The organism is uncultured Tateyamaria sp., from assembly GCF_947503415.1.
Classification (GTDB): domain Bacteria; phylum Pseudomonadota; class Alphaproteobacteria; order Rhodobacterales; family Rhodobacteraceae; genus Tateyamaria.
This window is the reverse complement of the sequence record NZ_CANNDS010000004.1, coordinates 239,633-257,978: the sequence shown is the minus strand read 5'-3', so window position 1 is coordinate 257,978 and position 18,346 is coordinate 239,633. Positions and strand designations below refer to the sequence as shown.

The 18,346-nt window shown below is 59.5% G+C and carries 19 protein-coding genes; 10 read left to right on the top strand and 9 right to left on the bottom strand.

Annotation, left to right across the window (positions count from 1 at the left end; genetic code table 11):
- Window positions 1-5: 5 nt before the first annotated feature.
- Window positions 6-440, top strand: a complete 435-nt coding sequence (locus Q1A32_RS20195; RefSeq protein WP_299657379.1) for a TIGR01244 family sulfur transferase — start codon at window positions 6-8, stop codon at window positions 438-440.
- Here Q1A32_RS20195 and Q1A32_RS20190 read toward each other — a convergent pair.
- From Q1A32_RS20190 to Q1A32_RS20170, 5 genes are all read right to left on the bottom strand, one after another.
- Window positions 437-1,648, bottom strand: a complete 1,212-nt coding sequence (locus tag Q1A32_RS20190) for a FliM/FliN family flagellar motor switch protein (RefSeq protein WP_299657376.1) — start codon at window positions 1,646-1,648, stop codon at window positions 437-439. The genes Q1A32_RS20195 and Q1A32_RS20190 overlap by 4 nt on opposite strands.
- 88 nt (window positions 1,649-1,736) lie before the next feature.
- Complete coding sequence (locus Q1A32_RS20185; RefSeq protein WP_299657373.1) at window positions 1,737-4,415, bottom strand: sensor histidine kinase; 2,679 nt, start codon at window positions 4,413-4,415, stop codon at window positions 1,737-1,739.
- A complete protein-coding gene (locus tag Q1A32_RS20180) occupies window positions 4,412-4,714 on the bottom strand; it encodes a hypothetical protein (RefSeq protein WP_299657370.1) in 303 nt (100 codons plus the stop codon). The genes Q1A32_RS20185 and Q1A32_RS20180 overlap by 4 nt, the downstream gene beginning before the upstream one ends.
- Window positions 4,711-5,085, bottom strand: a complete 375-nt coding sequence (locus Q1A32_RS20175; RefSeq protein ID WP_299614179.1) for a response regulator transcription factor — start codon at window positions 5,083-5,085, stop codon at window positions 4,711-4,713. The genes Q1A32_RS20180 and Q1A32_RS20175 overlap by 4 nt, the downstream gene beginning before the upstream one ends.
- Window positions 5,086-5,175: 90 nt before the next feature.
- Entirely contained in the window at window positions 5,176-6,483 is a 1,308-nt protein-coding gene (locus Q1A32_RS20170; protein WP_299614178.1) for a helix-turn-helix transcriptional regulator, read from the bottom strand.
- Window positions 6,484-6,714: 231 nt separating this feature from the next.
- On the opposite strand from Q1A32_RS20170, the gene Q1A32_RS20165 reads away from it, so the two are divergent.
- From Q1A32_RS20165 to aat, 8 genes are all read left to right on the top strand, one after another.
- Window positions 6,715-8,052 (top strand): substrate-binding protein, encoded by a 1,338-nt coding sequence (locus Q1A32_RS20165; RefSeq protein ID WP_299614177.1) that lies wholly within the window; start codon window positions 6,715-6,717, stop codon window positions 8,050-8,052.
- 126 nt (window positions 8,053-8,178) lie between these two features.
- Window positions 8,179-9,210: a branched-chain amino acid ABC transporter permease gene (locus tag Q1A32_RS20160; RefSeq protein ID WP_299657367.1), complete on the top strand. Its 1,032-nt coding sequence runs from the start codon at window positions 8,179-8,181 to the stop codon at window positions 9,208-9,210.
- A 3-nt stretch (window positions 9,211-9,213) separates the two neighbouring features.
- Complete coding sequence (locus Q1A32_RS20155) at window positions 9,214-10,413, top strand: branched-chain amino acid ABC transporter permease (RefSeq protein ID WP_299657364.1); 1,200 nt, start codon at window positions 9,214-9,216, stop codon at window positions 10,411-10,413.
- A 12-nt stretch (window positions 10,414-10,425) separates the two neighbouring features.
- Window positions 10,426-11,190, top strand: a complete 765-nt coding sequence (locus Q1A32_RS20150; RefSeq protein ID WP_299657361.1) for an ABC transporter ATP-binding protein — start codon at window positions 10,426-10,428, stop codon at window positions 11,188-11,190.
- Between the two features lie 64 nt (window positions 11,191-11,254).
- Window positions 11,255-12,010, top strand: coding sequence for an ABC transporter ATP-binding protein (locus Q1A32_RS20145; protein ID WP_299614172.1), 756 nt, complete (start codon window positions 11,255-11,257; stop codon window positions 12,008-12,010).
- A gap of 192 nt (window positions 12,011-12,202) precedes the next feature.
- Window positions 12,203-12,694 carry an acetyl-CoA carboxylase biotin carboxyl carrier protein gene (gene accB, locus Q1A32_RS20140; RefSeq protein WP_299657356.1) on the top strand — a complete coding sequence of 164 codons (492 nt, stop codon included), beginning with the start codon at window positions 12,203-12,205 and terminating at the stop codon, window positions 12,692-12,694.
- A 10-nt stretch (window positions 12,695-12,704) separates the two neighbouring features.
- The gene (gene accC, locus Q1A32_RS20135) at window positions 12,705-14,051 is read left to right on the top strand and encodes an acetyl-CoA carboxylase biotin carboxylase subunit (protein ID WP_299657353.1); all 1,347 of its coding nucleotides are present in this window, start codon (window positions 12,705-12,707) and stop codon (window positions 14,049-14,051) included.
- A gap of 108 nt (window positions 14,052-14,159) precedes the next feature.
- On the top strand, window positions 14,160-14,795 hold the full coding sequence (gene aat, locus Q1A32_RS20130; RefSeq protein ID WP_299657633.1) for a leucyl/phenylalanyl-tRNA--protein transferase: 636 nt from the start codon (window positions 14,160-14,162) through the stop codon (window positions 14,793-14,795).
- On the opposite strand, the gene Q1A32_RS20125 is transcribed toward aat, so the two are convergent.
- From Q1A32_RS20125 to Q1A32_RS20115, 3 genes are read right to left on the bottom strand one after another with little or no spacing between them, the layout of a single operon-like run.
- Window positions 14,759-15,124, bottom strand: coding sequence for a DUF2155 domain-containing protein (locus Q1A32_RS20125; RefSeq protein WP_299657350.1), 366 nt, complete (start codon window positions 15,122-15,124; stop codon window positions 14,759-14,761). The genes aat and Q1A32_RS20125 overlap by 37 nt on opposite strands.
- A complete protein-coding gene (mlaD, locus tag Q1A32_RS20120) occupies window positions 15,121-15,573 on the bottom strand; it encodes an outer membrane lipid asymmetry maintenance protein MlaD (RefSeq protein ID WP_299657347.1) in 453 nt (150 codons plus the stop codon). The genes Q1A32_RS20125 and mlaD overlap by 4 nt, the downstream gene beginning before the upstream one ends.
- On the bottom strand, window positions 15,574-15,957 hold the full coding sequence (locus tag Q1A32_RS20115; protein WP_299614167.1) for an NADH:ubiquinone oxidoreductase subunit NDUFA12: 384 nt from the start codon (window positions 15,955-15,957) through the stop codon (window positions 15,574-15,576).
- 149 nt (window positions 15,958-16,106) lie between these two features.
- Between Q1A32_RS20115 and Q1A32_RS20110 the strand changes: the two genes are divergently transcribed.
- Window positions 16,107-17,915 (top strand): FkbM family methyltransferase, encoded by a 1,809-nt coding sequence (locus tag Q1A32_RS20110; protein WP_366141249.1) that lies wholly within the window; start codon window positions 16,107-16,109, stop codon window positions 17,913-17,915.
- Here the strand turns inward: Q1A32_RS20110 and Q1A32_RS20105 are convergent.
- On the bottom strand, window positions 17,912-18,280 hold the full coding sequence (locus tag Q1A32_RS20105) for a RidA family protein (protein WP_299657344.1): 369 nt from the start codon (window positions 18,278-18,280) through the stop codon (window positions 17,912-17,914). The two genes, Q1A32_RS20110 and Q1A32_RS20105, sit on opposite strands and share 4 nt — an antisense overlap.
- Window positions 18,281-18,346 lie beyond the last annotated feature (66 nt).

Sequence of the window (18,346 nt, the reverse complement as noted above, 5' to 3'; positions counted from 1 at the left end):
CATCCATGGATATCCGACAAATCACCCAGACCTATTTCGTGGCGCCGCAAGTTGACCCTGCGGACATGGCCGATATCGCAGCGGCAGGGATCAAAACGGTGATTTGCAACCGACCCGACGCCGAGGTGCCGCCAGCATTTCAAGCGGATGCTGTCGAAGTCGCGGCCCGTGCGGCGGGGCTTGAGTTTCACCGATTGCCCCTCACCCATCAAACGATGACACCTGACAACGTGGCCAGACAGATGGCTCTGGCAACCGAAAACGATGGGCCCGTGCTGGCCTATTGCGCGTCCGGCACACGTTCTACCATCGTGTGGTGCCTCAGCCAGGCCGGACACATGACCGCCGACGATATCCTGAAAACAGCACGGGACGGTGGTTACGACCTTGGTGCGTTGCGGCCCACACTGGATGCGATAGCAGCGCATAAGCGCGACTAGCGCGCAGCCTCGGCCCCAAGGTCCGGCAACTCTGACAAATCCGGCAGGTCGGACAGGTCGGGAAGATCCGCGAGATCCGGCAATTCATCCAGATCGGGCAGCGCGTCCACGGAAGGCAGCTTGATATCTGCATCATCAATGTCGGCATCGACCACTGCCGTCACCGCTGTCGGCACATCTGCCGGGCGCAAGGCCGCCATCGCGGCCTCGATATCCGCTTCGCTGACATCCATCGGATCATCGTCGCGCCGGTTGGGGGTCGCCAGTTCTTCGACACGGGGCATATCGACCATGTGCTCGTCCGACTCGCGCCGCAAGGGTTGGCTGGCATGGCTTGGCTTGCGTTGCGGCTTGACCGCGCGCACCCCGTCGACATGGCCAACGATCCCGCGCCCGACAACCCGACCCGTATTCGTCATGATCTGAACTTTGGGAAATGCTCCCGGCTCAAGCGGCAATTCGTCGCCTTCGGACAGCGCCTGCAAAGCGCGCAAAGGCAGATGCAAGCGACACAGAACCATCTGCAGGTCGGCGTTCAGCCCCATGACCGTGTCAGTCATGTTGGGTGCAGCACCCTCGTCCCATTCCCCATCTTCGGGAAGCGCCGTGTTGCTGGTATCCGGAACAGGCAGGATGAACTGGATTTCACCTTGTCGCGCCCCGCGGGCGATATCGACCGTCAGTCGAATCACCGCATATTCGTGTGCATCAAGCGCCATTGCCAGAGTGCGCGCATCATCCGCCTTGGCGCCAAAGCGATACCCGTCGATCAAGGCCACTTCATCCGGATCATCCAGAACGGGGCAAACGCGTTCCAGCAACGCATCAATCAGCGGCGCACAAATGGCGGCGTCCGTTCTGGTCATCGTGCGTGTGGCACCCATATCGGCCTGCACCGCGCCCATGGTCTGCTGTTGGATAAGGCCACCCACGACAGTTGCCTCGAACACCGCCGCGCCAACATGACCGTCAGGTCCGTCGAGCACCATCAGCAAAGCAGACTCGTTCAGATGCGTTTCGATGGTTTCGCCATCGACACTGTCGACAACGCCCCCAATGACGGCCACAGGCAGGTCCATCAGCGCGTCCGCCACCTTGGCCAGCGTCAAGCGCATGGCTTTCGGAAGCGTCATGGCCTTGGCCTTACGCTCTTCGCGCCCCGCTGCTGCGATGCGTCCCAATACACTGTTTGTTGCGGTTTCGCCCATTCACTCCGCCGTTTCTACGGCCTGTACATGCCCGTCCGGTCTAAGGGCGATAAGTTACCAAGGGCTTTAAGTGTCAGAAAATTCGCACCTATTGCGCGGCCAAAGCCGCCTGCGCAGGCAGATGAACCACAAAGGCGTTCCCATCAGGGCGGGGTTCATGCGTGATGTCCCCGCCCAAGCGGGTCATGATCTCTCTGCAGATAGCAAGGCCAAGACCAGCGCCTGATCCGTCCTTGTCATTGATCCGGGCAAATTTTTCAAAGATCAACGCGCGTGCTTCCGCTGCAATGGGCGTCCCATTGTCATGGAAAACCACTTGAACACGCGCGCCCATGTCAATGACATCAATAGACAATTCAGGCTTGGAGGCGTCGCAGTATTTCTGTGCATTGGTGATGAGGTTGATGAACACCTGCCGCAGTCGATCAAGGTCGGTTGTCAGCACAACACCGGTATCCGCCCGCGCATATTTCACCGTCAAATGCGTACTGCGATCCCCGCCTGCCGACAGCACCGCCTGTTCCAGAAGGTCGCGCAACGAGCCGCTGTCCAGGTTCAGACTGACCTGCCCGTTTTCAAGAACACTCAGGTCCAAGAGATCATCAAGCAAACGCGTCAACCGGATAGTTTCACCATGAATGATAGAGGCGTATTTGGTCTTTTCGGCCTGATCCAACCCGTCCGTGTCCCGCAGAATCTCCGAAAATGAGCGGATGGATGTCATCGGCGTCCGCAATTCATGACTGATCTGCCCCAGAAACGCGTCCTTCTGCACCGAAAGCGCCGTCAACTTTGCATTTGCCTCGCGCAATTGCCGGGCGGTGCGACTGAGTTCCGCCGATTTTGCCTCAAGCCGGTTCGAGTATTCAAGGATTTGGGCGGATTCGTCTGCCACTGCCATCAGGTCTTCGACCGAGACAGATGTTCCGCCCACAAGCTGGCTGATCATCGCATGGGCCGTCGCAGACCCCACCGACCCGGCAAGTTCCCGTTCCAGTGTTTGCAGAAAGCCCTGGGTTGGTTCGGGCAAGTGCCCCGTCAATCCCTGCCGCTGTGCCTCTTCCCGGAACAGCGACAGGGCATCGTTGGGTCCAAGGATGCGCTGCGCCATGATCATCAGGTCTTCGGAGGTGGCAAGGGCCGCGTCCCAGCCACGTGCCTGCGTTGAATGGTCAAACACGTTGACAAATTGCGCGCCCTGCAGCCGTTCCAACGGCGTGGGGAAGGTCAGCAATGACACGCCCAGAAAAGCGCCGATGTTCAGCGTAAGCGACCAGACAACCGCATGCACCGTTGGATCGATGCCTTCGATTCCGAACAGGGCTTGCGGCCGCAGCCAACCCAGACCGGCGATTCCGTTGTCAAAAACCTCCGCACTCAGCACCGCATCAGGCCCGAAACTGGGCAGGAGCGAGCAGAAAATCCAGACCGCGAAACCGACCGTCAAACCCGCAAGTGCCCCCCAGCGCGTCGCCCCGCGCCAGAAGATACCGCCAAGCATGGCAGGCAGAAACTGCGCGACCCCGGCAAAGGAGATCAGGCCAATTGCAGCCAGCGCAGAGCCGCCCCCCGACAGACGATAGTAAATGTAGCCAAATCCGATGATCACCAGAATGGACGCCCGCCGGGCAAGGATCACGACGTTGCGCACGTCGCCAGACACTTGCGCCCCTTCGGCCTGAGTGCTCAGCCACACGGGCATCACCACGTGGTTCGACACCATCGTCGACAGGGCCAGAGTGGCAACGATCACCATGGATGTGGCCGATGAAAACCCCCCAAGGAAGGACAGCGTGGCCAAACCACCCTGCCCTTCGGCCAGCGGCACGGTCAGAACAAACAGGTCCGGGTTCGATCCCGCAGGCATGATGTCGAGGCCGATCACGGCAATCGGCACGACAAACAGGCTCATCAGCATCAAATAGACAGGAAAGGCCCAGCTTGCAATTTGCAGGTGTCGCTCATCCTCGTTCTCGACGACCAGCACCTGAAACATCCGCGGAAGCGCCAGAAAGGCAGCTGCCGACAGCGCCGTGAGGGCGACCCACCGGCTGCGATCCATGCTCCATTCCCCGATGGGCGACGCGTCGATCCGTTCCATCATGGGCGCGATGCCACCAGCGATGCCCCAGACCACAAAGATGCCAACGGCCAGCAAGGCAATCAGCTTGACCACCGCCTCGACCGCGATGGCGATGACCACGCCATCGTGCCGTTCGTTCGCATTGAGGTTCCGGGTGCCGAATAGGACGGTGAACAGCGCAAGGCCGAAGGCGACCCAGAAGGCGGTCGAGATGGTCAGGCTTTCGGAAACCTCCGGCCCGGAGAAAATCGACAGCGACAACGTCACCGACTGCAATTGCAGCGCAATGTATGGGGTGACCCCGACCACGGCCATCAACGTGACGACAATGGCCAACAGGTTCGACTTGCCATACCGGGCCGAGATGAGGTCAGCCACCGACGTGGCCCGTTGCGCACGGCCAATGCGCACCAGCTTGCGCAGCACCCACCACCAACCGATCATGACCAGGCTTGGGCCAAGATAGATGGTCACGAACTCCATGCCCGACCGGGCCGCATAGCCAACCGCGCCGTAAAACGTCCACGCGGTACAGTAGATTGACAGGGACAACGTATAGACCAGCGGCGAACGCAGCCAGGCGCCACGTCCTCTGACCGATGCGCGTTCGGCGAAAAACGCGATGGCAAACAGGAAGGCGACGTAGACAAGGCTGACGCCGACAAGCTGGTTGACGGAGATCATGGGTCCCGCTCGGATACGGGGTCTTTGTGAATGCGCCCGTTGGGATCAGCAAGGGCCAGCCACAGCCCCATGCCGGACAGGATCAGACCTGCCCACACCACAAAGACATATGTGACGGCACCGGACATCGCGACGGGCGGTGGTGCGCCTGCGGCATCATTGGCACTGGGCCAAAAGACGGGAAGGATCCAAAGCAGGACGCCGACAACCGGCAACAGACGCAGCGCATCCATCATGCGGCGGCGGCGATAGCTGCGCCGTTCGAGAAACAGGGATGTCTTGCCCGACGCGTCGCTCATTGCGCCAGTTGCACAAGATCGCGCACCGCCGTCATCACCTCCGTGTTCGAAAACGGCTTGGTCATGAAGCGACTGACGCCTGCGCGCTCGGCCAGTTCGCGGTCGCGGCTCTGACCGCGGGCGGTCAACATCAGGACAGGCAGGTTCTGGAAATCGGGGTCCGCACGCAGTTCAGTCAGGATATCAATGCCGTTCTTGCCGGGCAGCATGTAATCCAGAACCACCAGGTTGGGGCGCATCCGGCGCACGGTGTCGACGGCCGTGGCCCCGTCCGAATGTGTATCCACTTGCCAGCCTTCGCGGCTCAGCAAAAACTGGATGGCTTCGATGATATTGATCTCGTCTTCGACGAGCAGAACATGCTTGCCCATGTCTGCGCTTCCTCCCCAAATCACGCGGACGTTCGGGCGTTTCACCTCTTTGTCTGCGCAGACCAACTATGTGCCGATTTGGACAGGCTGTCAAAAGCCTCCGAACCCGTCACTCAGGATTGATGGCTCGCGACGTCCGGGGCAGCCGCCACGCGGGCAGATGCGGCAGGCCGGACCGATGTCCTGCACGGCCACTCCCGCGTCGACGGGCGCGTCCGGCACCGGCAGAACGAGCATCGTCGCTTCCAACAATGGTGGGGCATTCAGAACGATGGGTCCGGCCGGTTCTGCCGCCGCAAAACAGTCAAAAACGGCGCCATCCCGCGTCGGCATCTGCACCCGTGTTCGGATCACCTGACCCGCCTGCCCCATGACCTGGAACAACGGCCACAAGGGACAGGCCGCGCCATGGCGGGGAATGGTGAACCCGGCAAGGTCCTTGCGAAACAGCAGACTGCCAGCCCGGTCAGCCACAACCAGCCCCGCATCCAGACCGGGAACAGCGGCCAGGCGGCGCATCATATGCGGCACGGTGACGGAAAACCGATTTGCCAATGCGATCACGTCTGGTCCAGCCTCTGCCAGGGCGGATTTCAGCGCCTTCATCGGCACCTGCGCACTGTCGGCAACCACACGCTCCAGAACGGTACGGGCAAGGTGACGCGACTGGGCCGATACCAGCTGCGGCGCTTCGGCAACGATGTGATCGGGTGTGTCCGATCCATCCTCAAGTGCCGCAAAGCCATAGTCATGCGCTTCCAGAAACTGCGCCACTTCCTCCTGCGGCGACCCGGATGGCGCAGCCTCTCCCGTCTCCGTATCCAGAAAGCCCACAAGCGCTTTCGAGCTGTCGGCCAGACGGCGGCTGTCGGCATCAATGTTGGCATGAAACCGGTCGCGCCAGTCGTCGGTGATGGTCTTGTCTTCGGCCAGAATGGAGGCTGTGGATCGGATCGACGCTGCCGTAGACAGAACCTCGTGGACCGACGCGGCCAATTCGGGATCGTGGGCCAGCCGGTCGCTCAACGTCTCGACCGTACGTTCGAGATCAGCAATCTTGCGGTGGGCGGCGGCCAGCGCATCGGCCCACCCGGGAAAACGACCCGCGAATTCCTCGGCCCGCTCGCTTTCGACATCGGGCAGGCGCGCACGCTGGGCGGCCTCTTGCAGGGACGCGATCAGCGCAGCCTCTGCCCCCTCACTCAGAACGGTCGGTTCGACACTCAGAGCGGCGGCAATATCAAGCAGCAGCTTGCCCCCGATTCTGCGGCGATTGTGCTCGATCAGGTTGAGATAGGATGCAGAAATTCCGATTTGGCGTGCCAGATCAGACTGTTTCAACCCACCCATGGCCCTGCGCTCGCGTATCCGCGTGCCTGTCAATGCATCTCGCGCCATGGTCCGTCCCGCTCAATTGTCAGTCATTTCAACGCGTTTCTGCGCTGCGACATAAGAAAGTTTACAAAGTATACCGCCGTATTGTGCAAATGTTTACAAAATAATTCTGCAAAACAAGGGGTTTATTGCGCAGTTTTCCAATACCGCGCGATAGTGCATTTGCATCAAAAGGTGCCCGCGCGATCCGGTTGAGGAGCAGGACCGCGCATTTCAACAATTGGGAGGATATTCATGTCCAAAATGAATCTGACGCGTCGTGGCGTGCTCAAGACCGGTGCCATTGCAGGTGCCGGCGTCGCAGCGCCAACGATCTTTACGGCGCAGTCGGCCGCTGCTTTCACCAACGAACCCACGGGTTCCAGCGTGACACTCGGCTTCAACGTGCCGCAAACCGGTCCATACGCCGACGAAGGCGCGGACGAACTGCGCGCCTATGAGCTTGCTGTCGAGCACCTGAACGGTGGCGGCGACGGTGGCCTGATGAACACCTTCTCGTCCAAGGCCCTGCAGGGCAACGGCATCCTCGGCAAGAAAGTCGAGTACGTCACGGGCGACACGCAAACCAAATCCGACGCAGCCCGCGCCTCCGCACGGTCGATGATTGAAAAAGACGGCGCCGTGATGATCACGGGTGGCTCGTCTTCGGGTGTGGCCGTGGCCGTGCAGGCGCTCTGCCAAGAGGCGGGCGTCATCTTCATGGCGGGTCTGACCCACTCCAACGACACCACCGGCAAGGACAAGAAGGCCAATGGCTTCCGCCACTTCTTCAACTCCTACATGTCCGGTGCAGCGCTCGCGCCCATCCTTGCCAACAACTACGGCACGGACCGCAAGGCCTATCACCTGACAGCGGACTACAACTGGGGCTACACGACCGAAGAAGCCGTGCGCACCTCGACCGAAGCAATGGGTTGGGAGACTGTTGCAGCTGTGAAAACACCGCTGACACAAACCGACTTCTCCTCCTACATCGCGCCTGTTCTGCAGTCCGGTGCCGACGTTCTGGTTCTGAACCACTACGGCGGGAACATGGTGAACTCGCTGACCAACGCGGTTCAGTTCGGCCTGCGCGACAAGCTGGTGAACGACAAGAACTTCGAGATCGTTGTGCCGCTCTACTCCCGCCTGATGGCGAAGGGTGCGGGTGCCAACGTGAAAGGTATCTTCGGGTCCACCAACTGGCACTGGTCGCTGCAGGACGAAGGCTCCAAAGCATTCGTCAAGTCCTTCGGCACCAAGTACGGCTTCCCGCCCAGCCAGGCTGCGCACACCTGCTACGTTCAGGCCCTGCTGTATGCAGATGCCGTGGAACGTGCGGGCTCGTTCAACCCCTGTGCGGTTGGCGAAGCGCTCAAGGACTTCGAATTCGACGGAATGGGCAACGGCCCGACACTCTATCGTGGCGAAGACCACCAGTGCTTCAAGGACGTGCTGGTCGTGAAAGGGAAAGAGAACCCGACATCCGAGTTCGACCTTCTCGAAATCGTGGAAGTGACGCCTGTCAGCCAGGTGACATACGACGCGTCGATCTTTGGTGGCGAACTGGGGTCCTGCAACCCCGGCGCATAAGCCATTGAAAATATTGGGTGGGCCCTGTGTGGCCCACCCTTCCCTGGCACCTGATCCCAGGCATCCCAAAATTTAACATAATGTGTCCCATCGTGGGACAGATGCCCCCAACCAGAGGTTCGGCCGATGGAAGCGATCATCCTTCAAATTCTCAACGGGCTCGACAAGGGCTCGGCCTATGCGCTGATTGCGCTGGGTCTCACGCTGATTTTCGGCACTCTGGGCGTGGTGAACTTTGCCCACGGTGCCCTGTTCATGATCGGGGCGTTCTGCGCCGTGACGCTGAGCCGGATCATCTCGACAAGCCACACCATCATCGATGAGACGCAGACCGACTTTCTGGGCAATCCGCTCAAGGTCGAGGTGCCTTATGTCATGGACTGGTTCGGAGAGGCGACAGGTGCCGCCATCATTGACTGGGCCGTGCCGCTGTCGATCCTGTTTGCCATCCCGGTGATGATCGCCATCGGGGTCATTATGGAACGCGGCCTGATCAAGCACTTCTACAAGCGCCCCCACGCGGACCAGATCCTCGTGACGTTCGGTCTGGCCATCGTGCTGCAAGAGATCATCAAGTACTACTACGGTGCCAACCCGATTCCGACGCCCGCCCCGTCGGCCTTTGTCGGATCGTTCGATTTCGGCACCATGCTCGGCTTTGAAGCGAACCAGATCATCTACCCGTACTGGCGGATCATCTATTTCGCCTTTGCCGCCATCATCATCGGTGCCGTCTTTGCCTTCCTGCAATTCACCACCTTCGGGATGGTGGTGCGGGCCGGTATGGCCGACCGCGAAACCGTGCAGCTTCTGGGCATCAACATCGACCGCCGCTTTACCCTGATGTTCGGCATCGCGGCGGCCGTCGCGGGGCTCGCAGGTGTCATGTACACGCCCATCAACTCGCCCAACTACCACATGGGCATGGACTTCCTTGTCCTGAGCTTCGTGGTTGTCGTTGTGGGCGGCATGGGCTCCCTGCCCGGCGCTGTCGCTGCGGGTTTCCTTCTTGGCATTCTCGAAAGCTTTGCGTCGATGCGCGAAGTGCTCAATGTGCTGCCCGGCCTGAACCAGATCATCATCTACCTGGTCGCCATCATCATTCTGTTGACCCGTCCTCGGGGCCTTATGGGCCGCAAGGGCGTGATGGAGGAATAATCCATGTTTGGACTGGACAAAAAAGACACCCGCCTGCTGCTTCTGGTCGCTGTACTGGTCGCTCTGGCCCCCTTCATCCTGAACCCTTTTCCCGAAGGGTCCGGCATGGCGCAATTCAACGCGGGCTATCCCGACCTGATGCAGCGATTCGTGATCTTCGGTATCTTCGCCATCGGATTCAACATCCTCTTCGGGCTTACGGGCTACCTGTCCTTCGGGCACGCGGCTTTCCTGGGTGTAGGCTCCTACGCCGCGATCTGGATGATGAAACTGCTGACCATGAACGTCATCCCGGCCGTGATCGTTTCGGTCATCGTCGCGGGCATCTTCAGCCTTGCGGTGGGCTGGATCAGCCTGCGCCGCTCGGGCATCTACTTCTCGATCCTGACACTGGCCTTTGCGCAGATGTCATATTCCCTCGCCTATTCGGTGCTGACACCGATCACCGGCGGTGAAACGGGCCTGCAGCCCAAGGTCAACGACGCCCGTATTCTGGACGGTGCGCTGACGGATGGCGCGACGCCCAAAGCCAACCTCTTTGGCCTGGAAATGGGATCAAGCATCGAGTGGAGCGTGGGCAACTGGCTCTTTACTTTCAACGCTGGCTATTACGTCGCAGCCATCGTGATGCTTCTGGCCTTTTACCTGTCGATCCGCATCTTCCGGTCTCCCTTTGGCATGATGCTGCGGGCGGTGAAGTCGAACCAGCAACGGCTGAACTACACAGGCTTGAACGCCAAGCCCTACACGCTGGCAGCCTTTGTCATCTCGGGCATGTATGCCGGTCTGGCCGGTGGTCTGATGGTGGCGATGGACACGCAAGTGGGGGCGGAGCGCATGTTCTGGACCGCCTCTGGCGAGGTCGTGCTGATGTCTATCCTGGGTGGCGTTGGCACGCTGATCGGCCCTGTGCTGGGCGCTGGTGCGATCAAGTACATGGAAAACATCCTGTCCAAGATCAACTCGGACATCCTGCACACATGGTTTGCCTTCCTGCCCGATGGGCTTGAAGACTTCGTGGTCACGCTGATCTACCCCTTCATCGGGAAAGGCTGGCACCTGACACTTGGCCTGATCTTCATGCTGGTCGTGATCTTCCTGCCCGGTGGTCTGGTCGAAGGCGGACAACGCGTTGCGCGCCTATTCGGTCGAAAGAAGAAGTCCACCGACACGCCGGACGGCAAAACCACGCCTGCGGAATAAGGAGAGAAACCAATGGGTATTCTTGAAGTCAAAAACGTAGGCAAACGGTTCGGCGGTCTGCAAGCGCTGGGGGACGTGAACCTGAGCGTGGCCGAAAACTCGGTCCATGCGATCATCGGGCCGAACGGCGCGGGCAAGTCCACCCTGCTGAACTGCCTGGTGGGCAAGCTGATCCCCGACACCGGGTCCGTCATGTTTGACGGGCAGTCCGTGCTGGGACGCAAACCGTTTGAAATCAACCAGATGGGCATTTCCCGCGTGTTCCAGACGCCCGAGATTTTCGGCGATCTAAGCGTACTGGAAAACATGATGATCCCCTGCTTTGCCAAACGGGACGGCGCGTTCACGCCCAACGCTTTCATCAACATGATGAAGGACAAGGAGATCGTGGAACGGGCTGAGCAGATGCTGGAAGAGATGAACATGGCCGACGCGCGCAACGACAATGCGGCGACCATGTCACGGGGCAACAAGCGGCGGCTCGAAATCGGCATGTGTCTGGCGCAGGAACCGCGCCTGCTGCTGCTGGACGAACCCACCGCCGGGATGGCGCGGGCCGACACCAACAATACCATCGACCTGCTCAAGCAGATCAAGGACGAACGGGACATCACCATCTCGATCATCGAACACGACATGCACGTGGTGTTCAGTCTGGCCGAACGGATCACCGTTCTGGCCCAGGGCACGCCGCTGGTCGAAGACACGCCCGACAACATCAAGGGCCACCCCAAGGTGCGCGAAGCGTATCTGGGCGAAACGCAGGACGCGGCTTGAGGCCGACCGCCAAGAAAATTCGCACGAATTTTCTTGGCCCCACGGACCCGATTGGAGCACCACAATGAACGTCAAACCCGACTTTTCCAAAGGCGTCAGCCACGCCCAGACCGCCCCCGCCTTCCTGAGCATCTGGGACATGCACGCCTATTACGGCGAAAGCTACATCGTGCAGGGCATCAGCTTTAACGTGCACGAGGGCGAAATCCTTGCCCTTCTAGGGCGCAACGGGGCGGGCAAGACCTCGACCCTGCGGTCCATTGCGCGCATTGGCGATCCGCAGGTGACCCATGGTGAGATCTGGCTGGACCACCAGCCGTTGCACAAGATGGCGAGCCACGAGGCGAGCCAGGCCGGACTTGGTCTGGTGCCCGAAGATCGCCGCATCATTCCCGGTCTGACGGTTGAGGAGAACCTGAAGCTCGCGCAGATCGCGCCACCCATCGGATGGTCGATCGAACGGCTATATGACCTGTTCCCGCGCCTTGGCGAACGGCGCACGCAAGAGGGCACAACCCTGTCGGGCGGCGAACAGCAGATGCTTGCCATCGCCCGCGCACTGGCGCGTGACATCAAGGTGCTGTTGCTGGATGAGCCCTACGAGGGTCTGGCCCCTGTGATCGTGGACGAAATCGAAAAGACCCTGACCGTGATCAAGGAACAGGGTATCACTACGGTCATCGTGGAACAAAACGCAGTACGTGCCCTGCAATTGGCAGATCGTGCCGTGATCCTTGATACCGGCGGCATCGTCTTTGACGGCACTGCATCCGAAGTCCTTGAGAATGAAGAGCTTCGATCGGAATACCTCGCCATCTGACGGGCCTCGCGTACTACAGGACACATAATCAGGGGGCCTCACGGCCCCTTTTTTGCGCGTTGACGTCTGATGCAAGCCTGAGGTGATGACCCGGCGTCAGGAAGGGTGCTTTCCACGGGCTGCATCCAAGGATATAAGCGCGGCGATATATGGCGGGGCGCATCGCGCCTTTGGCAATCGTTGAGGATAAGAATGACAAAGAGCAACCATGACGCGGATGTGGCCTTTATTCAGGCACTGGCCGAACTTCTGCGCGAAAACGATCTGACCGAATTGCAGGTCAAACGCGAATATGGCGAAGATGACAGCCTGAACGTGCGCGTCTCGCGCCATACGGCGCAGCAAGTGGTCACACAGGTTGCGGCCCCTGCCCCGGCAGCAGCGCTTGCGCCCGCGACATCTGCGCCTGCTGCCGTGACGGCAGAGCCCGCCGCCGACCCCGCCAATGATCCGGGTGCCGTCACATCCCCGATGGTTGGCACGGTCTATATGCAAGCCGAACCCGGCGCGCCGTCCTTCATCAAGGTGGGCCAGCAGGTCAGCGAAGGCGACACGCTGCTGATCGTCGAGGCCATGAAGACCATGAACCACATCCCTGCCCCGCGTGCAGGCACGGTCAAGCGCATCCTTGTCGATGACGGGGCTGCCGTGGAATTTGGCGCACCGCTCGTGATCCTTGAATAAGGGGCGGGTCATGTTCAACAAGATCCTGATTGCCAACCGCGGAGAGATTGCCCTGCGCGTCATCCGCGCGGCCCGCGAGATGGGCATCGCAACGGTTGCTGTGCATTCGACGGCGGACGCCGATGCCATGCATGTACGTATGGCCGACGAGTCTGTCTGCATTGGACCGCCTGCATCCCCGCAGTCCTATCTCAGTTTTCCGGCCATCATCTCCGCCTGCGAAATCACAGGGGCCGAAGCCATCCACCCCGGTTATGGCTTCCTGTCCGAAAACGCGCAGTTCGTGCAGATCGTCGAAGATCACGGCCTGACCTTCATTGGCCCCACCGCCGAGCATATCCGCGTCATGGGGGACAAGATCACTGCCAAGGACACGATGAAGGCGCTTGGTGTGCCTTGTGTGCCCGGATCGGACGGCGGCGTCCCCACATTGGAAGACGCCAAGAAACTCGGCGACGAGATGGGCTATCCCGTCATCATCAAGGCGACCGCCGGTGGTGGTGGGCGTGGCATGAAAGTGGCGCAAACTGCCGCTGACATGGAAAGCGCGTTCATGACGGCCCGGGCCGAGGGCAAGGCCGCCTTTGGCAACGACGAAGTCTATATCGAAAAATACCTGACCACCCCCCGCCATATCGAGATCCAGGTCTTCGGCGATGGCAAGGGCCGTGCCGTGCACTTGGGCGAGCGGGATTGTTCGCTGCAACGCCGCCACCAGAAGGTGTTCGAAGAAGCCCCAGGCCCCGCCATCAGCGCCGAAGAGCGCGCGACAATTGGCAAGGTCTGTGCCGATGCAGTCGCCAAGATCAACTATATCGGCGCGGGCACCATCGAGTTCCTGTACGAAAACGGCGAGTTCTACTTCATCGAGATGAACACGCGCCTGCAGGTGGAACACCCGGTGACCGAAGCCATCTTTGGCGTCGATCTGGTGCGCGAACAGATCCGCGTGGCCTCCGGCATGGATATGTCGTTCCAGCAAGACGATCTGGAAATCAACGGCCACTCCATCGAAGTCCGCCTGAACGCTGAAAAACTGCCCGACTTCACACCCTCGCCCGGTCGGATCACGCAATATCATGCGCCCGGTGGACTGGGTGTGCGGATCGATTCAGCACTTTACGACGGCTATGCGATCCCACCCTATTACGACAGCCTGATCGGCAAGCTGATCGTACATGGTCGGGACCGGCCCGAGGCACTCGCCCGCCTCAACCGTGCATTGGGTGAATTGATCATCGACGGGATCGACACCACTGTGCCGCTTTTTCACGCATTGCTGGCGGAAAAGGACATTCACACAGGGGATTACAACATCCACTGGTTGGAAAAATGGCTTGAAGCGCAGGCAGACTGACGGATTGCGCACAAATTGGAAAGGGATCGCCGCGGCGGTTCCTTTTTTATGTCTTGGCGCAGGCGTAAGGTTGATCGAACCTCGGTGGACCCGCCCATGAAAGACGACATCAGACTGACCCCTGACCTGCTGTTGCAGGGATATGCCGCGGGCATCTTTCCGATGGCGGAGTCGCGCGATGATCCAGAGATCTTCTGGGTCGACCCGCGCATGAGAGGGGTCATGCCGTTGGATGGCTTCCACGTGTCGCGGTCACTTGTGCGGGCAATGCGGCGCACAGAGTGGACCCTGCGGATTGATACCGACTTTGCCGGCGTGGTGGATGGATGCGCCGACCGGATCGATACTTGGATCAACCCGGAAATCCGTGACCTCTATCTGGCATTGCACGATCGACGCCAAGCGCGATCCTTTGAAATCTGGGACGGCGCGCAGCTTGTTGGCGGTGTTTACGGTGTCGTGATGAAGGGTGCCTTTTTCGGGGAAAGCATGTTTTCGCGGCGTACCAACGCATCAAAAATGGCGTTGGCAGCTGCGGTCGATCACCTGCGCCGCGCAGGGTTCGCCTTGTTCGATACGCAATTCCTGACGACGCATCTTGCCAGCCTTGGGGCGCTGGAAATCACGCGGGCAACGTACCATGCCCGTTTGGAACGGGCTTTGGATGTACATGACGCGCATTTCGACGCGCTGCCCGTAAGCTCACTTTACGATGTGATGCAGCGCATGACCCAAACGTCATAGCGCGGGTGTTCCATAGCATTCAAAGCCGGGGCCGATGCGATCATCCAACCAGAGAACACAACGCCCTCGCGCCCGATTTCGGTAATCTGAAGTCCGGCATATGCGTTTCCGGATGGATTGCCTGACGGATAACGGCATTCGGTCAATGTGATGGTCAGACGTTCAAATTGGGCCGTGCTGCCCGCCTGCATCTGGATGTCGACAACCTGACCGCTGAACTTGTCAAGACCGCGCAGCACAGCACCGGTCGCGCTTTGCGTCTCTTGCTGTGCCATGGCACCGGTGCCCAACACCACCAACGCCGCTGCGATTGCGGCGCGCAGGCTCATCCTTCTTCGCCCCCGGAGACGAATTTCAAGAGCAGTGAAATGAGGCTTACGGACCCTTGGGTGTCGGTAATCTCATCCCCGGCTTCGAAGTAGAACGGCGATCCGCCGGGTACGATTTCCACGAAATTGCCACCCAGCAACCCTTCGGAGCTTATGATAATGGCACTGTCGTCCGGAATTTGTGTGTCAGACCGGACGGACACCACGGTGTCTGCACGGTAGGTTTCCGCGTTCAGGTCCACGTCTGTCACCGTGCCGACCTTTACACCTGCAAGGCGCACATCGGTTCCGACGTTCACGCCTTCAAGACTGCGAAAGCTTGCGGTCAGTGGGTAGGCAGAGCCGCCACTGTTGCCCAGGCCCGCAACTTGCGCGCCATAAACGGCAAAAGCGATGGCAGCAGCCAGTACGACACCGCCCACCAGAACTTCGGTCGTGTTCTCAGCCATTTATTCGGGCGTCCAAGCTTCGTAGTCGGATCGTTCGGCAGGTTCCGCGCGGCGAATTGAGCCTGCAGGCGCATAGGCCATGGCCGTCCCGGTCAGGTTTGGCTGGTGCGGCTTTTCCCAGTCCTTGCGCTTGAGCGGCTTGTCGGTGGGCGGCTCGTCCCATGTGCGGTGCAACCAACCGTGCCACTCCGGATCAACGCGGCTTGCTTCGGCTTCACCGTTGTAGATCACCCAGCGACGGCTGTCGTCTTGCGTCTTGTAGAACACGTTGCCTTCGCTGTCCTCGCCCACTTTCACACCCTTACGAGCTGTGAAAAGCTGTGTGTTCAGCGTCTGACCGTTCCACCAAGTGACCGCCCGTAAAAGCGTGTTCAGAATGCCCATGTCTTGCCTCCGGCGTTTGCACCAGTCTATGCCGCAATCCCGGACGGGCGTCTAGTGGCACGGATGCCGCAGATCGCAGACATATGGAGCCCGCGAGAGCAGAAACCAGTAGGATGATTCAACCTCTGCGATTATTAGTTTCTTAACTAATGCGTTCGAGGTGTATCGTGAAAAGTGAAGAGACGTTGGAGCTTGCAACTCCTGAAACTGCGGCAACCTGTTTCGGCGTTAAAGTGCCTGCATCGCCGTTTCTAAACGAAACCCGCATTCGTCGTATGAATGCAGGGCGTTATGAGGGAGAAGAGATCACCGGTGCGCTTGCGGTGGTTCAGCCGGGTGACCGGGTGTTGGAGTTGGGTGCCGGCCTTGGGGTTGTCGGCGCTGTCATCGCCAAGAATGCAATGCCCGACGCTGTTCTGTCCTTCGAAGCCAATCCCAACCTGATCCCGCATATCGAAGCGCTGCATCGCCTCAACAGCCTCGAAGACGTTATGGAAGTGCGCCATCAGGTCGTGACTGCTGGACCAGACCAGCCCGACACCATTACCTTTCATCTGCGCACGTCCTACCTTGGATCGTCCTTGATCCAGCACGAACATCGACGCACGACCCCTGTCGAAGTACCGACCGTCCCCTACAACGACGTCATCAATGCGTTCCAACCAGACGTTTTGATCATGGACATCGAGGGAGGCGAACTGGACCTGCTGCGCCACGCGAACTTGCGCGGCATTCGGGCCATTGTTCTGGAATTCCATCCGGATGTTTACGGCAAAAGCGGCACCCGCGAGTGCAAGAAAATCCTGCAAAAATGCATGTTCAAAAAGAACGAGGACAAATCGACCCGTTTTGTGTGGACCTGTACCCGCGAAGAAAAATGGACGCATCCGGACGCCAGTTGGCCGGACCCTACGGGCGGATGGTCAGAACGCATACAAACCTGTGAAAACGCTGTCGTAAAACCAAGTGACACCAGCGGGCTTGCGAGTCCCTCCGGTGTTCAAACTGCATACGGTCACGATGTTCCTATGGGCGCTCACTGGCGGAAGAAGCGGCGTTCGACACTGCCGTTTGAAAAACTTACCCGAGTTCCCCCGAAGTTGAACGGGCGCTGGATCTGGGGTGGGGTAATTTACAATAATTTTGCGCATTTCGTCGCGGAATCCTTGGGACGGTTGTGGGCATTGGACACGGTCCAGGGGGATGTCGACGGAATCTTGTTCGCGCCTCGCAGAAAAGGCCAAAAGAGTACTTTGAAAGCATTTCACACCAACATGTTCGACCTGTTTGGCGTAGATATACCTGTCAAAATTTTGGATGCACCGCATCAGGTTGAGGAGCTGATTGTGCCCGGTCAAGGATTTGGTTTGGGCGAGATTATTTTGGGGACATCTTCCTACCGGCGTTTTGTTCAGAACAACTTTGCAAAGGCCGTCGAGCCAGAAGGCGGCGAACGACTGTATATCTCGCGCTCAAAACTGTCGATCAACAGAGGTGGCCTTTTGGGCGAGGCACGGATCGAGGAAAAGTTGAGGGCGGAAGGCTATGACATCTTTCACCCCGAAGAACACTCCCTTGCCGTCCAGATTGCGCGCTACAAGGCTGCAAAGGAAGTGATTGCATGCGAAGGATCGGCCCTGCACGTGCTCGCGTTTTGCTGCAACACCGAACAACGCGTGGCAATGATCACGCGCCGGAAGTCTTCGGCAACGGACATGATCGGGCGTCACATCACGTCCTTTACCGGGAACAAGCCAACAACTGTGGCCTCGTTGAAATCGGTCTGGAACCATCCCAATACCCACCGCGGACGCCTGGCATTGGGGGAGCCGAACATGGGCCGGATCCACGCGGCACTGCTGAATGCCGGGTTCATATCCAACTCCAAGCCCTGGCTTGAATTGGGTCGCAACGACGTGAAAGCGGTTGTGGACGCCCGGTTCAGCTTGGCTGCCTAATTCTGCTCCGGAAGCAGCGCTGTGACCTCAATCTCGATCCGGAATTTGGGGTCGAGCAATCCACATTCGATCATGGTTGCCACGGGTGGATTGGCACCGAACGTGCTGGCCAGCATCGGCCAGCACGGTTCGAACTCATGCCGGTCGGGCAGCATGTAAGTCACGCGCACCACGTCTGCCCATCCTGCCCCCGCTTCGGTCAAGGCCGCGTGGATAATCCCGAGTGCGCTTTGGCATTGCTCGGTGACTGTGTCACCCTGCCCCACCGTTCCGGCCACGTGCACCCAACCGCCTGCGACGACCGCGCGGCAATAGCCAATCTTGGGCTCAAACTCGCCGCCTGAGTGAATACGTGTGATGGTCATGTGTCCGTCCTTTCTTCGGCGCACGCACAAGTGCGCCTTACGGTGTTTGGTCACTGTGCCAAGACT

What these genes read in the sequence shown, in the direction of transcription:
- Q1A32_RS20195 (WP_299657379.1), top strand. Translation starts at nt 6, where the DNA reads ATGGATATCCGACAAATCACCCAGACCTATTTCGTGGCGCCGCAAGTT.
- Q1A32_RS20190 (WP_299657376.1), bottom strand. Translation starts at nt 1,648, where the DNA reads ATGGGCGAAACCGCAACAAACAGTGTATTGGGACGCATCGCAGCAGCG.
- Q1A32_RS20185 (WP_299657373.1), bottom strand. Translation starts at nt 4,415, where the DNA reads ATGATCTCCGTCAACCAGCTTGTCGGCGTCAGCCTTGTCTACGTCGCC.
- Q1A32_RS20180 (WP_299657370.1), bottom strand. Translation starts at nt 4,714, where the DNA reads ATGAGCGACGCGTCGGGCAAGACATCCCTGTTTCTCGAACGGCGCAGC.
- Q1A32_RS20175 (WP_299614179.1), bottom strand. Translation starts at nt 5,085, where the DNA reads ATGGGCAAGCATGTTCTGCTCGTCGAAGACGAGATCAATATCATCGAA.
- Q1A32_RS20170 (WP_299614178.1), bottom strand. Translation starts at nt 6,483, where the DNA reads ATGGCGCGAGATGCATTGACAGGCACGCGGATACGCGAGCGCAGGGCC.
- Q1A32_RS20165 (WP_299614177.1), top strand. Translation starts at nt 6,715, where the DNA reads ATGTCCAAAATGAATCTGACGCGTCGTGGCGTGCTCAAGACCGGTGCC.
- Q1A32_RS20160 (WP_299657367.1), top strand. Translation starts at nt 8,179, where the DNA reads ATGGAAGCGATCATCCTTCAAATTCTCAACGGGCTCGACAAGGGCTCG.
- Q1A32_RS20155 (WP_299657364.1), top strand. Translation starts at nt 9,214, where the DNA reads ATGTTTGGACTGGACAAAAAAGACACCCGCCTGCTGCTTCTGGTCGCT.
- Q1A32_RS20150 (WP_299657361.1), top strand. Translation starts at nt 10,426, where the DNA reads ATGGGTATTCTTGAAGTCAAAAACGTAGGCAAACGGTTCGGCGGTCTG.
- Q1A32_RS20145 (WP_299614172.1), top strand. Translation starts at nt 11,255, where the DNA reads ATGAACGTCAAACCCGACTTTTCCAAAGGCGTCAGCCACGCCCAGACC.
- accB (WP_299657356.1), top strand. Translation starts at nt 12,203, where the DNA reads ATGACAAAGAGCAACCATGACGCGGATGTGGCCTTTATTCAGGCACTG.
- accC (WP_299657353.1), top strand. Translation starts at nt 12,705, where the DNA reads ATGTTCAACAAGATCCTGATTGCCAACCGCGGAGAGATTGCCCTGCGC.
- Q1A32_RS20125 (WP_299657350.1), bottom strand. Translation starts at nt 15,124, where the DNA reads ATGAGCCTGCGCGCCGCAATCGCAGCGGCGTTGGTGGTGTTGGGCACC.
- mlaD (WP_299657347.1), bottom strand. Translation starts at nt 15,573, where the DNA reads ATGGCTGAGAACACGACCGAAGTTCTGGTGGGCGGTGTCGTACTGGCT.
- Q1A32_RS20115 (WP_299614167.1), bottom strand. Translation starts at nt 15,957, where the DNA reads ATGGGCATTCTGAACACGCTTTTACGGGCGGTCACTTGGTGGAACGGT.
- Q1A32_RS20110 (WP_366141249.1), top strand. Translation starts at nt 16,107, where the DNA reads ATGCGTTCGAGGTGTATCGTGAAAAGTGAAGAGACGTTGGAGCTTGCA.
- Q1A32_RS20105 (WP_299657344.1), bottom strand. Translation starts at nt 18,280, where the DNA reads ATGACCATCACACGTATTCACTCAGGCGGCGAGTTTGAGCCCAAGATT.